This window comes from Streptomyces sp. bgisy130 (assembly GCF_057708345.1).
Genome location: NZ_JBYISA010000035.1, coordinates 34,430 through 47,730, shown reverse-complemented (window position 1 = coordinate 47,730; position 13,301 = coordinate 34,430). Strand labels below are relative to the sequence as shown.

The following is a 13,301-nucleotide window of genomic DNA, read 5'->3' as shown; positions in this document are numbered from 1 at the left end:
GCCGCGGGTGGGGCCGCGCGGGGTGGGCACGGCCGGGTCAGGCCGGCCAGGTGGCGTAGCGGCGCATGCCGTACAGCAGCGGCGCCTCTTCGGTGGCCGGGGTGTGCGTCCGGATGCCCAGCACCTCGCCGATCACGATGGTGTGATCGCCGGCCGGGGTGAGCCGGGCGACCCGGCACTCGGCGGTGGCACGGGCGTCCTGGATCAGCGCGGGCAGGCCGGTGACGGGCGCGGGCCGCCAGGGGACGGTGCGAAAGCGCTCGGCGGCCGGCCCGGCGAACGCCTCGGCGGCCCGCCGCCCCGCGCCGTGCAGGAGGTTGACGGTGAAGGCCCCGCGCGCCGCGAGCACCGGCAGGGTGCTGCCGTTGTTGCCCGCGCACACCAGCAGCTGCGGCGGGTCGAGGGAGACCGAGCACAGCGCGGTGCAGGTGAAGCCGTACGGCGTGCCCCCGGCGTCGGCGGTGGTGATGACGGCGACACCGCTGGGGTGCGCGCTCATCAGCGCCCGGAACGCGTCCCGGGTCACCGCGAGTTCGTCCTGGACGGGGGTCACCATGCGAACGCCCGGGCGTCGTAGAGATTGACCCCGACGGCGGCCTTGCCCAGGTACTCCAGACACTCCTGCGGCTTGGCCGGCATCACATGGGCGAACTGCGCCTCGCGGATCAGCCGCTCCAGCGGATGGCTGCGGCTGATCGCGGCCGAGCCGCACAGCCGCAGCGCGTCCTGCGCGAGCTGCGGACCGGCCTCGCCGACCACGTACTTGGCGGCGTGCACCATGGCGTTGGCCTCCAGACTGCCGCGTTGTGCGGTGACCAGATCACCGGCCTCGTGCACCAGGGCGCGGGCGGCCCGCAGCCGGGCCGACATCCGGCCCAGCTCCTGCTGCACCACGGGCGAGTCCGCGCGGGCGGGCGAGGCGGTGACATGGTCGACGGTGTGCTGGAAGAGGGCCTCGGCGATGCCGAGATAGGCGCCGGTGTAGCCGGCGACCATCCAGTGCGGTTCGCGGACGACCTTGAACAGGGACATGCCCTCGACGCCGAGATAGAGCCGGGAGCGGGGCACCGGGACCTCGTCCAGCGTCATCGGGGCGGTGCTGGTGCCGTACATCGCGGACAGCTGCGGCACGGTGCCGAAGCCGACCCCGGGGTCGTCGGCGGCGACGACGAAGTGCGAGGCCTCGCCGGTGTCCTCGGCGCCGCTCTCGGGGGCGGCCGCGACGACGTAGTAGTCGGCGGCCCCGGCCAGCGACACGAACGACTTCTTGCCGCTGAGGAGGTAGTGGGTGCCGTCGTCGGAGAGGCGGTAACGGGTCTGCATTCCGCGGAGCTTGGCGCCGCGGCCGGCCTCGGAGGTGGCGGAGGCGAACAGCTTGCGGCCGTTCACGACCTCGTCCAGCATCCAGGCGCGGAAGCTCTCGGCGGCCGGGGGCAGCCGGGTGCCGGCGGCATCGGCGAGCGCGCCGATGACGACATGGTGCATGTTGAGGCCGAGCGCGGCGGCGCCGTGGTGCCTGCCGAGTTCGGCCAGCACCCGCCAGTAGTCGCCGAAGCCGAGGCCGGCGCCGCCCGCCTCCCGGGGGGCGAGCAGGGCGAGCAGACCGGACTCGCGCAGGATGCGGTAGCTCTCGTGGCCGTTGTCGCGTCCGGCGTCGGTGTCCGCGGCGAGCGGGGCGAGCCGTTCGCCCGTCTCCGCGGCGAGTTTGAGGAGATCGTCGAGGGGGGTCGGCAGCGTCATCGAAGTCCTTCGGGTCGGTGGTCGGCCGGTCGGGTCATCGACCGGTCAGTTCTCGACGGGCAGGCCGAGTTGCCGGGCCACACCCACGCGCAGCAGGTCGTTCGGACCGGCGTAGGTGAGGGCGGCCATGGGGGCGGCAAGGTCGGCGGCGAGGTCGAAGCCGGGGAGGAAGGCCCGGACGCCGGACAGCGCGGTGGCGTGCTCGGTCATCCGTACGTAGTCCTCGGAGACGGAGATCTTGGTGAGGGCCGCCGCGGCGGCCAGCTGCCGGGCGGGCGTACCGGAGTCGAGCCGGGCGGCCATCGCGTAGAGCTGGACGCGGGAGCGGTGCAGCGCCAGGGCCATGTCGCTGACCCGGCCCGCGACCTGGTGGCTGGCGCCCATGCGGCGGCCGAAGTGGTCGCGCTCCGCGGCCCAGTCGGTGGTACGGGCCAGGAGGCGCCGCATCGGACCGAGGGCGTAACCGAGGACGAGGGACCGTTCCCAGGCGGTGGTGGAGGCCATCACCGCCAGCCCGGAGCCCTCCTGGCCGAGCAGCGCGCTCGCCGGCAGCCGGGCGCCCTCGAAGAGCAGCTCTCCCATCGGCACGGTGGGCAGCGCCGTCTTGGTGAAGGTCTCGCCGCGGCGGATCCCCGGCAGATCGAGCGGGAAGAGGAACGCGGACAGCGCGAACGGGGAGCGTCCCTCGGCGGTACGGGCGAAGACGATCGCCCGGTCGGCCACCGGGGCGGCGGTGATGAACGTCTTGGCGCCGTCGAGCACGAAGCCGTCCCCGTCCCGCCGGGCGCGGGTCTCCATGGAGAACGGGTCGCTGCCGCCGCCGCGTTCGGTCAGCGCGTGGCACAGCAGCTCCCGGCCCTCCTGGACGCCGTCGACCGCGCGCCAGGCGTCGGCACCGAGGGCGTCCCGCAGCGGGAACTGCATCCCGAAGATCTGCGAGGCCAGCGCGTAGCACAGCCCCGGGTCGGCGCCGGCCAGACCGATGCCCTCGATCATGGCGAGCGAGCGGGTGACCGGTCCGGGTGCGGTGGCGTCCGGCCCGGCGAGCCGGAGCACACCCAGGTCGGCCATGGCCTGCCACTGGGCGCGGAAGTCCTGGCCGGCGAGCTGCTCCAGCACCGGTGCGGCCAGCGCCTGGTAGGTGTCGACGAACCCCTCGGTCTCCGGTGCGCCGGTGCGCAGCGCCGCGGTGGCCGCCGCGCTCATTTGCCGCCCTCGGCGGAGAGCTTCTCGATGGCGGCCCAAAGGGCCTTGGGGCTGCGGAAGTTGGCGGCGACGATCTCGGTGTCGGGCAGGCTGACACCGGCCTCCTTGTCGAGCGCCGCGACGATCTCCATGATCGCCAGCGAGTCGACCAGGCCCCGCTCCAGCAGCGGGGTGTCGGCGTCCAGGGAGCCGGCGTCCTCGCCGGGCCCCCAGGTGATCCGGCTGCCGATGAGGGTGCAGAGTTCTTCGACGCTGTTCATACGGTTCATACGGTGATCTCCTCCGGGAGGGCGGGGGCCGGGGCGGGGCCGTCGGTGTCGCGCAGCGCGCGGCGGTCGACCTTCCCGCTGGTGGTGGTGGGCAGGGTGGCGAGCGGAACGATCCGGTCCGGCAGCATCCGCCGGGGCAGCACCTCGCGCAGCGCGGCCAGGACCTCCCGCTCGGTGGCGTCGGTCTGTGCGTAGGCCCAGATCTCGCCGGTGTGCGGGCCGTCCTTGGCGACGACCGCGGCGGTGGCGATCCGCGGCAGCTCCAGCACGGCGTTCTCCACGTCCATCAGGTCGATACGGTGACCGCGCCGCTTGACCTGGTTGTCGCGCCGGCCGCGCAGGAAGACCAGGCCGTCGGGGGTGATCCGGCCGAGGTCGCCGCTGGCGTAGGCGCGGCGGGCGACACCGTCGCGGCAGGTGACGGTGGTGGTGGGGTCGTCGGGGGCGCCGCCGCGCAGATAGCCCTGGAAGACGACGGGCCCGGCGATATGGATCTCGCCCTCGCCGTCGGTGGGCGCACCGTCCTCGTCCAGCACCTCGATGTGGACGCCGCCGATCCCGCGGCCGATGGGCAGTTCCCGGTCGGCGGTCCAGTCGGCCGGCACCCGGTAGTAGGTGCAGGCGTTGGTCTCGGTGGGCCCGTACAGGTTGTAGAACGGCACCCCCTCCAGCAGCCGCAGATAGTGCTCCAGCAGTTCGGGGGCGAACGCCTCGCCGCCGAAGGCCGCGAGGCGCAGGGCGGGCGGCGGGGCGTCGGCGATACCGCCCTGCTGGAGCAGGTTGTGGTAGAGCGACGGCACGGCCATGAAGGCGGTGATGCGCTGTTCGGTCAGCCAGCCGACGACATCGCGCGGGAAGGCCCGCAGCAGATCCGGCATCAGGACCGTGCACGCCCCCGCGGCGGCGGCGCTGAACAGGTCGAAGGTGGTCAGGTCGAAGGTGAGCGCGGCCTGCGAGCCGATCCGGTCGTCCGGGGTGAGGCCGAACTCACCGGCCGCCCACAGCGCGTAGTGGGCGACGTTCTCGTGCGAGAGCAGCACGCCCTTGGGCCAGCCGGTGCTGCCGGAGGTGAAGAGGATGTAGCCGCCGGCATCGGCGGGCGCGGGCAGCGGTGCGGGCCGCTCCTCGGGGGCGAGGATCCGCAGCCGGTGCAGGCCGTGGTCGAGGGCGCCCTCGTCGGCCGGTGCGCCGTCGCGGGCGCGGGTGGCGGCGCGCCGGGCCCCGGTCAGCGCCCGGTCCACGGTCACCAGCAGGGACAGCCCCGCGTTGCGGATCATCCGGGCGGTGCGCTCCGGCGGGTCGGCGGTGTCCAGCGGCGCGGTCACCGCACCCGCCCGCAGCGCCGCGTACAGGGCGATGACGGTGGCCGGGGTCTTGGGCGCGTAGACGCCGACCCGGTCGCCCGGTGCGACGCCCTCGGCGGTCAGCCGGGCCGCCAACGCGTCCACCGCGCGGTCGAGTTGGGCATAGGTCCAGCTCTCGCCGGCCCCCTCCAGCGCGGTGCGGTCGGGGTGGACCCGCGCGGAGCGGGCCAGCAGGGCGTCGAGGCGTACGGAGGCCGGCGCGGTCATCGGGCGGCCTCCACGGACCGCGCCTGCCCGGCGAGGAAGTCACACACGGTGTCGGTGACCAGGTCGGGGCGGACCAGATGGGGGTAGTGGTCGCAGCCCTCGGGGACCAGACGCCGGAACGGGCCGCTGACCGCGCGCTCGACGGCGTCGACCTGAGCCAGCGAGCCGTACTCGTCCTCATCCCCCTGGATCATCAACACCGGTGCGGTGATGTCGAGGTCGTTCTCCAGGGACCAGCTGCGGAAGGCGGGCGAGAGCCAGACCCCGCTCCAGCGGTCGAAGACGCCCCGGGGGTCGTCGTGCACCATGGCCATCTTCTTGGCGAGCGGGCCCGCGTCGTAGGAGGCGCGGGCGTTCTCTATGCCGACGCGGTTCTCCTCTTCGAAGTACATGTGCGGGCCCATCCCGACGACGGCTTCGACGGGGTGCGCCGAGGCGTACAGCAGGGCGATGGACGCGCCGTCGCTGTGGCCGACCAGGACGGGGCGGGTAAGGCCCAGCGCACCGAGCAGTTCGGGCAGTACGTCCTGGGCGTGCTCATGCATATAGCGGGGGGTGCGCGGGAGCGGGTCGGGGCCGCTGCCGCCGTTGCCGTGGCGGGAGTAGACCAGGGCGCGGCGTCCGGTGGCGGCGGCCAGCCGGGCGGGGAAGCGTCCCCAGGCCGCGAGGCAGCCCAGTCCGCCGTGCAGGAAGACCAGGGGCGCCAGGTCCGGGTCACCGTCGATCAGGACATGTTCCAGGGGACCGTTGCGCGTATCGATTACGGGCACAGCAAATCCTTCTCAGTGAAGAGCGGCAGCAGCAGGGGAATTCCGGAAAACGCAAGCCGGCGGCACGCCACGGTGGCGTGCCAGGACGCGGCAGAAAGGCAAATAACGGGCCGGCGGGCGGCAGCAATAGTTGAAGAAAAATAGTTGGATAGGGCAGTGGTCATCAATGGAACGGCGACGCGGGAACGACGCATCACATGGCGTCGAATCGCTCGTTCCGTACCCGGCGCCGCCGGTGGACGGCGCGGCCGGTAACTCAGCTACGAAACGTTCTCAGAGGCGGTGACAAAGCAACTTCAAGCACGGCAACCTGCTGGCCGGCCCGACCGGCCGGACATTCTTTTACATTCACTTTGGCCAATTTTTGCGCTGTGCCCATTGACGGCGCTGCACCAATGCCCCTGCACATGCCCCCCGTTGAACGCCCCGTTGCACACATGACTGCTCACCAGCGGTGTCGACGACCGGTGCCGGCTTCCTGGCGCCCGGTCCGCTCGGTGGCATCAAGAAGACTAGACACTGGGCAGGGGCTGGAGAAATGAAATTGCTGAACCGCCTATACGCCCCACGAATGAACGTCGATCTGCGCCATCTGCGCTGCTTTCTCGCGGTGGCCGAGGAAGGCGGCTTCACGGCCGCAGGCCGCCGGCTGCATCTCGCCCAGCCGACCCTGACCCGCAACATCAGAACGCTTGAGGAGTCCCTGGGAGTGCGGCTCTTCGAACGCAGCACCCGCAGAACGGAGCTGACCGAAAAAGGACAGACCCTGCGAGCGGCGGTCACCCCGCTGCTGCGCCAACTCGATGCGGCACTGGGGGAATTACGGAACGGGGAGAAACTGCGCATCGGGTTCAGCTGGGGACTGCCCCAGGGTTTGTCGCGACTCGCCTCCCGCTTCGGCGCGGAAGCCGGTGTCGGCGTCGAATTCATCCGCTGTGACACCCCACAGGCCGGACTCGACACCGGCCAGGCTCATCTGAGCCTGCTGCGCGGCGAACCCCTGCCGAAGGGCCTGCGCACCGTCCTCCTCTACGAGGAGCCCCGCATCGCGGCGGTCCCCGCGAACTGGCAGCTGGCCGAACGCACCGCACTCGACTGGGCGGAGCTCGCCGGCCTGCCGCTGATCATCAACACCGTCAGCGGCACCACCTTCCCCGACATGTGGCCCGACGGCCGCCGCCCGGTGGTCGGCGCCGAATGCCGCAACATGGACGAATGGCTGGAACAGGTGGCCGTCGGCCTCGGCGTCGGCACCGCCCCGGTCTCCGCCGCCCGCCGCTACACCCACCCCTCCGTCCGCCTGGTCCCCCTGACCGGCGCCCCCACCGTCCGCGCCTACCTCGCCTACCCCTCCCACGGCGCCCACCCCCAGGCCGCCCGCTTCGCCGACCTCGCCTGGCGAGCGGTGGAGGAGCTGGAGGTGTAGGGGCGGCAGGGAGACCGAAGCCACCGGGCGACGAGGGCCCCGGCCAGACTCCGGCCGGGGTCCTCGTCGCACCGGAGGCCCTGCGAGCGCTGTACGGCGGCCTCGGCGCCCCGGCGTTGTCAGACCCCACCCGTAGCGTGGAGGCATGGTCGAAACAGGCGGGAACGCCGAAACAGGCGGGGACTTCGCCCCTCCCGGTGCGCCGCCGGCGGACTCCTCCTCCGCTGCGGGCGTACAGCCGTATTACGCGCGGCATGCGGCCGGCCTCGGACGGCGCTACGGGAGCGTCACCTTCGAGGAGGTGCACGGCGGGGTGCTGGACCTGCTGCCGCCGGCCCCGGCGGTCGCGCTGGACGTAGGGGCCGGAACGGGACGGGACGCCGCGGCGCTGGCGCGACGCGGCTACCAGGTGGTGGCGGTCGAGCCGGTCCGTGAGCTCCGGGAGGTGGCGCAGGACCTCCACCCCGGCGCGAACGCCCGGTGGATAGCGGATGCACTCCCCGAACTGGCCCGCCTGAAGGGCCCGTTCGACGTGACCCTGGTGTCAGCGGTGTGGATGCACCTGCCGCCGCCCGCCCGCGGGCGGGCGATGGAGAGACTGGCCGCGCTGCTGGCGCCGGGGGGCCTGCTGCTGGTCTCGCTGCGCCGCGGGGAGCCGCCGGCGGACCGCGTGATGTTCGACGTACCTGCCGAGGAGGTCGTGCGGGACGGCGAGCGGGCCGGTCTGCGGCTGGTGCGGCTGATCGACGGCGGGGCGGACCATCTGGGGCGCGACGAGGTCTGGTGGCAGGCGGTCGCCCTGCGCAAGGGGGAAGAGTGAGCAGCCGGGAGTTCTTCGATCAGGATGCCTCGGCGCGTGCGTCATGGCGGCTGGCGGTGCTGATGGGGGCCAACTCCCGCACCTACAAGTTCGCCCTCGGCGAGGCGTTGCTGGAGTTCGCACGGCACGGGCGGGACGCGGTGCCGCTCGCCGAGTGCGCCGCGGCCTACAGCATGGGCCTGGTACGCCACTTGGCCGAGGGGCCGCAGGCTTCCGAGGCCACGGAGTGGGGTGAGAACGACTTCCTCACCCTCGCCGGGCGGGAGAGCGCGGCGACACTGGACGCCGGCCGCGCCACCGAGCAGCTGGTGGCGGCCGCGGTGCGCTCGATGCCGTCGATGGTGATGCAGAAGTTCCACAACCTGCGGGGTGACAGCACGGTGCCCCACACCTTCTACGAGCTGACGGGGACCGGTCGGCAACGCGTGGTGCGCCTGACGCCCGACCTGCTCCGGCTGGCACGGTCCGAACAGGCCACCGGCCTGGCCGCCGAGCTGGGGGCCCGCTGGAGCATTGTGGAGAGCTCCTTCGCGGCGGGCATCGGCCGCAGCCTGATCGAGGACGGCGTGACCCTCGACCGGGAGACGCTCATGCTCACCGACAAACGCCGCCGCCGCTCGGTAGCCGGCGTCGTGCCGGCCACGGCCGGCTTCCAGCACGGCCGCTGTCTGCTCTGTGACGGCGTCCTGGCCCCGGGCGAGGACATAGCCGTCGATCATGTCTTCCCGTTCTCCCTCATGCGCCGCTTCGGCAGCGTCGGCTCCTGGCACGGCCCGGATCTGGACACCCTCTGGAACCTCGCCCCGGCACACGCGACCTGCAACGCCACCAAGAGCGACCGCCTGCCGACCCGAGCCGAACTCGCCCGCCTGGCCGCCCGCAACGACGCCATCATGCAGTCCCCGCACCCCCTGCGCCGCACCCTCCAACTCAGCCTGAGAAGCGCCCTCCCCGGCAGAAACGTGCCCACGTGGCCGGAGTTCCTCGACGCGGTCCAGAGCTCCCTCTGAACCACGGGGCCGCACCGCTGCTTCCGGTGCGGCCCCGCGCAAGCGGTTGCTCAGGCGCTCTGCTCCTTCAGGAAGTCGGTGATGAGCTGCCGCCATTCCTCGGGGCGTTCCACCATGGGCAGGTGGCCGGTGGCGATCTCCACGAGCCGGGCGTGGGGGATGGTGTCGGCGAGTTGGCGGTGCAGGCGGGTGGAGGTGAACCAGTCCTGGGTGGTGGAGATGACCAGGGTGGGTACCCGGATGCCCGGCAGGTCGCCGCGGACGTCGATCCGGGGGGCCAGTTCGGCGTGCTCGGGGGTGCCGTCGGCGACGCTTGCGGCGGTGAACCCGAGGGCCTGCTGGAGCTGCTCGTCCGGCAACGCCTCCAGCGCATCGGCGCCCAGGGCCATCATCGTCAGGAACTCGGCCAGCAGTTCACGGTTCCCCGACTCGGCCAGCTTGCGCCAGACCGGCAGGGCGAGCACCAGCCGGTTGTCCCGGTGCGGGAAGGTCGCGGTCAGGATGAGGGCGGTGACGCGCTCGGGGTGGCGGGCGGCCGCGCGGATGGCCACCGGGCCGCCGAGGGAGTAGCCGGACACCGCGAAGGTGTCCAGGCCCTCGGCGACGGCGGCGGCGACGAGCTGATCGGCGAGGTCGTCCAGCGACAGCGGCGCGGCGGAGCGCGGAGTGCCGCCGCTGCCGGGGTAGTCGACACCGACCACGGTGTGGTGGGCGGCCAGGCCGTCCAGTATCGGACCGTAGGTGCCGGCCACGCTGCTGCCGGCGCCATGGGCGAGCGCGAGGCCGGGGCCGGAGCCCTGGACGGTGCGGGCGAAGGTGGCTTCGGGAAGGGGGCGTGCGGACATGGTGGTGACCTTTCTCGGGTGCGATGGGGGGGACGGGGTGGGTGGGCCGCAGCCGGCCGGGGGTGTCGACTGCGGCCCGGCCGCCTCGTCCGCTCCGGCGAGCGAGGCGGCGGCAGGGGGTCAGGGAAGGAGAACGACCTTGCCCCGGTTGCGGCGGGCCTCGATGTCCCCGTGCGCGGTGGCGGCCTGGTCGAGCGGATAGGCGCGCCATACGGGGACATCGAGCTCTCCGGCGGCCGCCAGTCGCACCAGCTGCGACAGCGAGTCGTCGGCCGGATCGGCGCCGCCGGCGCTGAAGCGGACGTCGTGCTGCGCGGCGGACATATCGGCGATGGTGATGACGCGCGCGCTGTCACCGGTCAGGGCGACGGAATCGGCGAGTACGCCGGCGCCGGAGGCGTCGAAGACGGCATCGACTCCCTGGGGCGCCGCGGCCTTCACCCGCTCCACCCAGCCGTCGCCATAGCGGACCGCGGTGGCGCCGAGTGCGGTGACGCGCTCGATGTCGTGCTCACCGGCCGTGCCGACGACGGTGACGCCGCGGGCGGCGGCCAGCTGCACCGCGACGGTCCCCACACTGCCGCCGGCGCCGTGGATCAGCAGGGTCTGCCCCGCCCGCACCTCCAGCTGCCGCAGGACCCGGAACGCGGTCTGACCGACCGTCACCAGCGAGGCGGCGACCTCCCACGACAGGGCCCCGGGTTTGGCCACCGGCCGGCCGAGCAGGGCGTATTCGGCGTAACTGCCGCCGACCGCGGCACCGAGAACCTCGTCGCCCACCGCCGCGTCGGCCCCCTCACCGACGGCATCGACGACACCGGCCGCATCCAGGCCGGGGATCACGGGAAAGCGGGCCGGGGCGGCCTTGGCCATCAGACCGGACCGGATCTTGATGTCGAGAGGGTTCACGGAGGCGGCCCGCACCCGGATCCGGACCTGGCCCGGGCCCGGCTCCGGCGTGGTGACCTCCGACAGTCGCAGCACCTCGGGTGCGCCGTACTCGGAGAAGGTGATCGCTTGGGACATCGCAGACTCCCAGGTAGGGACGGATGGAGAAGGGAACTGCCCGCGCGGTGACGCACGGTGCGGAGACGCACGGCGCGGTAGCGCACGGTGCGGTCGCCTGGGGCGGGGACGCCGCTCAGGCGGGGAGGGCGGGAAGCGCGGGGTAGTCGGTGTAACCGCGGTGGTCGCCGCCGTAGAAGGTGGCCTTGTCGGCGGTGTTGAACGGACCGCCGGAGGCGAGACGCCGGGGCAGGTCGGGGTTGGCCAGGAACAGCGAGCCGTAGGCCACCATGTCCGCGCTGCCGTCCTCGATCAGCCCCAGCGCGTCGGGACCGGTGGAGTCGGGGTAGGTGAACGGGTTGAGGACGAACGTGCCGGGCCAGACCTTGCGCAGCCGCGGGGTCAGATCGCGGTTCGGCCCCTCCATCAGGTGCAGATAGGCCAGGTCCAGGCCGGCGAGCCGGTCCAGCAGGGCGAGGTAGACCTCGTCCGGGTCGTCCTCGGAGATGTCGTTGTACTGGTTGCCGGGCGAGATCCGCAGCCCGACCCGGTCGCCGCCGATCGCCTCGGCAACGGCCGTGGTGACCTCGACGGCGAAACGGATGCGGCCCTCGGTGTCGCCACCCCAGGCATCGGTGCGGAGATTGGTGTTGGGCGCGAGGAACTGGTGGATCAGATAGCCATTGGCACCGTGGAGCTCCACGCCGTCGAACCCGGCCGCGACCGCGTTCCGGGCCGCCTCGGCGAAGTCGGCGACGGTCTGCCGGATCTCCGCCTCGGTCAGCTCCTCAGGCGTGACGAACTCCTTCGGCCCCTCATGGGTGAAGACCTGCCCCCTGGCGGTCACCGCCGACGGCCCCACCGGGGCCAGTCCGTCGGGCAGCAGGCTGGGGTGGCCGATCCGGCCGGTGTGCATCAGCTGCGCGTAGATCACACCGCCCGCACGGTGCACGGCGTCGGTCACCGTCCGCCACGCCCGCACCTGCCCAGCCGTGTGCAGGCCGGGGGTGTCGGGGTAGCCCTGGCCGACCGGCGAGGGCTGGATGCCCTCGGTGACGATCAGCCCGGCGCCGGCGCGCTGCGCGTAGTACGTCGCCATCAGCTCGGTCGGCTCGGCGCCCGGCCCGTAGGCCCGGCTGCGGGTCATCGGCGCCATCACGAGGCGGTTCGCCAGGTGCGTGCCGCCCAGGACGATCGGATCGAAAGCAGTGGTCATGGTCTCTTCCTCGGGAGTCGTGACATGTCGCGGCACGGGCGCTCGTGAGCCCGCTGAACGCGGTTCCCTGTCTGAACAAGTAAATCAAATATACCTGTCCGAACAAGTAACGCCCCCGAATCCCTTCCCGCCCTCCCGTGTGAAGCACGTAACACGCTGCTCCCTGCCCGTATGCACCTAGGGGAAGGCAGGGGCGCGACGGGGCCTGCGACTGACGGGTAGGGTTAACTTGCCCAAACAGGAAAGTGAGATGTAGAAGATGACGCAGTCCACGCCGGAAGCCGGGAAGGACCCCGCAGGCATCGGCCAGGAAGCCACCGTCCCGGTACCGGCCGCGGCCGGCGGCGGGCCGGTCAGTCACGCGATCTTCCGCCTGGCCCGTCTGCACCGCATGTTCGCCGGACAGCTCCTGCGTCGGATCGGCCTGCACCCCGGTCAGGAGCTGGTCATGATGCACCTGTGGGAACTGGGCCCCCAGCGGCAGACCGACCTGGTACGCCTGATGGACTCCGACGCCGCGACCATGACCCGCACCGTCCGCCGTCTGGAACAGGCCGGCTTCGTCCGCCGCCGCCCCTCACCCACCGACAAACGCGCCTCCCTCATCGAACCGACCACCGCCAGCCACGCCCTGCGCCGCGAGGTCGAACAGGTCTGGAGCCACCTGGAGACCCTCTCCACAACGGGCCTCACCAACGAGGAACGAACCGCGGCCCTACACACCCTGGAACGCCTGGAACAGAACCTGGTCCGGGCGGCGGCCGAGGGGGCCGAAACCGGGGATGTCGGCGGGGCGGCGGGGGCGGGTTCGGGTTCTGGGGACGAGTAGCGCCAGCCGCCGTCAGGCTGGGTGGCTGTTTCGGTCGATTCCGTGCGGCGCGGAGCTCTCAGGGGCCGGACATCCGGGGTGGGAGTGGTCGCGATGATGGCGAATTCAGCCAATTACGCACATTTATCCAGAAGGTAATCCTTGTTCTGGTCGGTGGCGGGTCCCAGGATTTGGGGGCCCGCCGGGGTTCGCCCGGTACGGGCGAACCCCGGCGGACGTGGGACGAATGACAAGGTGATGTCGGGTGCATCTGAGCCCCCATGAGCAGGAAAAGATGCTCGTCTACGTGGCGGCCGACGTGGCGGCGAAACGCCGGGTGGACGACGTGAAGCTCAACTATCCCGAGGTGATCGCGCTGATCAGCGTGCACATCATGGAGGGAGCGCGGCGCGGGACGCCGGTGTTGGAGCTGGCCGAGTCCGGAGCCAAGCTGTTCACCTCCGAGGAACTGATGGAGGGCGTCTTCGAGATGGTCACCGACTTGCAGGTGGAGGCGACCTTCCCCGACGGGAGCAAGCTCTGCACCATCCGCAAGCTGGTGGAGCGCAACCTCGTGGACTTGCCCGGCCCCGAGCCCGAGCCCGATTCCGACCC

At 72.2% G+C, this 13,301-nt stretch carries 13 protein-coding genes and 1 pseudogene; 5 read left to right on the top strand and 9 right to left on the bottom strand.

Annotated elements, in window-relative coordinates:
• Positions 1 to 37: 37 nt before the first annotated feature.
• The 6 genes from AC3EUV_RS31080 to AC3EUV_RS31055 are packed head-to-tail and all read right to left on the bottom strand — an operon-like array spanning position 38 to position 5,556.
• The gene (locus AC3EUV_RS31080) at positions 38 to 556 is read right to left on the bottom strand and encodes a flavin reductase family protein (RefSeq protein ID WP_435604378.1); all 519 of its coding nucleotides are present in this window, start codon (positions 554 to 556) and stop codon (positions 38 to 40) included.
• A complete protein-coding gene (locus AC3EUV_RS31075; RefSeq protein WP_435604377.1) occupies positions 550 to 1,740 on the bottom strand; it encodes an acyl-CoA dehydrogenase family protein in 1,191 nt (396 codons plus the stop codon). Before AC3EUV_RS31075 ends, AC3EUV_RS31080 begins: the two co-directional genes overlap by 7 nt.
• A 45-nt stretch (positions 1,741 to 1,785) precedes the next feature.
• A complete protein-coding gene (locus tag AC3EUV_RS31070; protein WP_435604376.1) occupies positions 1,786 to 2,946 on the bottom strand; it encodes an acyl-CoA dehydrogenase family protein in 1,161 nt (386 codons plus the stop codon).
• Positions 2,943 to 3,215 carry an acyl carrier protein gene (locus tag AC3EUV_RS31065; protein ID WP_435604375.1) on the bottom strand — a complete coding sequence of 91 codons (273 nt, stop codon included), beginning with the start codon at positions 3,213 to 3,215 and terminating at the stop codon, positions 2,943 to 2,945. Before AC3EUV_RS31065 ends, AC3EUV_RS31070 begins: the two co-directional genes overlap by 4 nt.
• Positions 3,212 to 4,786 carry an amino acid adenylation domain-containing protein gene (locus tag AC3EUV_RS31060; protein ID WP_435604374.1) on the bottom strand — a complete coding sequence of 525 codons (1,575 nt, stop codon included), beginning with the start codon at positions 4,784 to 4,786 and terminating at the stop codon, positions 3,212 to 3,214. The genes AC3EUV_RS31065 and AC3EUV_RS31060 overlap by 4 nt, the downstream gene beginning before the upstream one ends.
• Positions 4,783 to 5,556, bottom strand: coding sequence for an alpha/beta fold hydrolase (locus tag AC3EUV_RS31055; protein ID WP_432145298.1), 774 nt, complete (start codon positions 5,554 to 5,556; stop codon positions 4,783 to 4,785). Before AC3EUV_RS31055 ends, AC3EUV_RS31060 begins: the two co-directional genes overlap by 4 nt.
• 571 nt (positions 5,557 to 6,127) lie before the next feature.
• Between AC3EUV_RS31055 and AC3EUV_RS31050 the strand changes: the two genes are divergently transcribed.
• The 3 genes from AC3EUV_RS31050 to AC3EUV_RS31040 all read left to right on the top strand — a co-directional run bounded on the left by AC3EUV_RS31050 (position 6,128) and on the right by AC3EUV_RS31040 (position 8,812).
• Positions 6,128 to 6,982, top strand: a complete 855-nt coding sequence (locus AC3EUV_RS31050) for a LysR family transcriptional regulator (protein WP_432145299.1) — start codon at positions 6,128 to 6,130, stop codon at positions 6,980 to 6,982.
• 145 nt (positions 6,983 to 7,127) lie between these two features.
• Positions 7,128 to 7,802, top strand: coding sequence for a class I SAM-dependent methyltransferase (locus tag AC3EUV_RS31045; RefSeq protein ID WP_435604373.1), 675 nt, complete (start codon positions 7,128 to 7,130; stop codon positions 7,800 to 7,802).
• A complete protein-coding gene (locus AC3EUV_RS31040) occupies positions 7,799 to 8,812 on the top strand; it encodes an HNH endonuclease (protein WP_435604372.1) in 1,014 nt (337 codons plus the stop codon). Before AC3EUV_RS31045 ends, AC3EUV_RS31040 begins: the two co-directional genes overlap by 4 nt.
• Before the next feature lie 50 nt (positions 8,813 to 8,862).
• Here the strand turns inward: AC3EUV_RS31040 and AC3EUV_RS31035 are convergent, their stop codons facing one another.
• From AC3EUV_RS31035 to AC3EUV_RS31025, 3 genes are all read right to left on the bottom strand, one after another.
• Complete coding sequence (locus AC3EUV_RS31035) at positions 8,863 to 9,657, bottom strand: alpha/beta fold hydrolase (RefSeq protein ID WP_432145306.1); 795 nt, start codon at positions 9,655 to 9,657, stop codon at positions 8,863 to 8,865.
• Positions 9,658 to 9,777: 120 nt separating this feature from the next.
• Positions 9,778 to 10,683 (bottom strand): NADP-dependent oxidoreductase, encoded by a 906-nt coding sequence (locus AC3EUV_RS31030; protein ID WP_435604371.1) that lies wholly within the window; start codon positions 10,681 to 10,683, stop codon positions 9,778 to 9,780.
• Positions 10,684 to 10,798: 115 nt separating this feature from the next.
• Entirely contained in the window at positions 10,799 to 11,878 is a 1,080-nt protein-coding gene (locus AC3EUV_RS31025; protein WP_435604370.1) for an alkene reductase, read from the bottom strand.
• Between the two features lie 259 nt (positions 11,879 to 12,137).
• Between AC3EUV_RS31025 and AC3EUV_RS31020 the strand changes: the two genes are divergently transcribed.
• Both AC3EUV_RS31020 and ureA read left to right on the top strand, forming a co-directional pair.
• Positions 12,138 to 12,707 carry a MarR family winged helix-turn-helix transcriptional regulator gene (locus AC3EUV_RS31020; protein ID WP_435604369.1) on the top strand — a complete coding sequence of 190 codons (570 nt, stop codon included), beginning with the start codon at positions 12,138 to 12,140 and terminating at the stop codon, positions 12,705 to 12,707.
• 244 nt (positions 12,708 to 12,951) lie between these two features.
• Positions 12,952 to 13,242, top strand: a pseudogene (gene ureA, locus AC3EUV_RS31015) (urease subunit gamma); the annotation flags it as partial.
• Between the last annotated feature and the right edge of the window lie 59 nt (positions 13,243 to 13,301).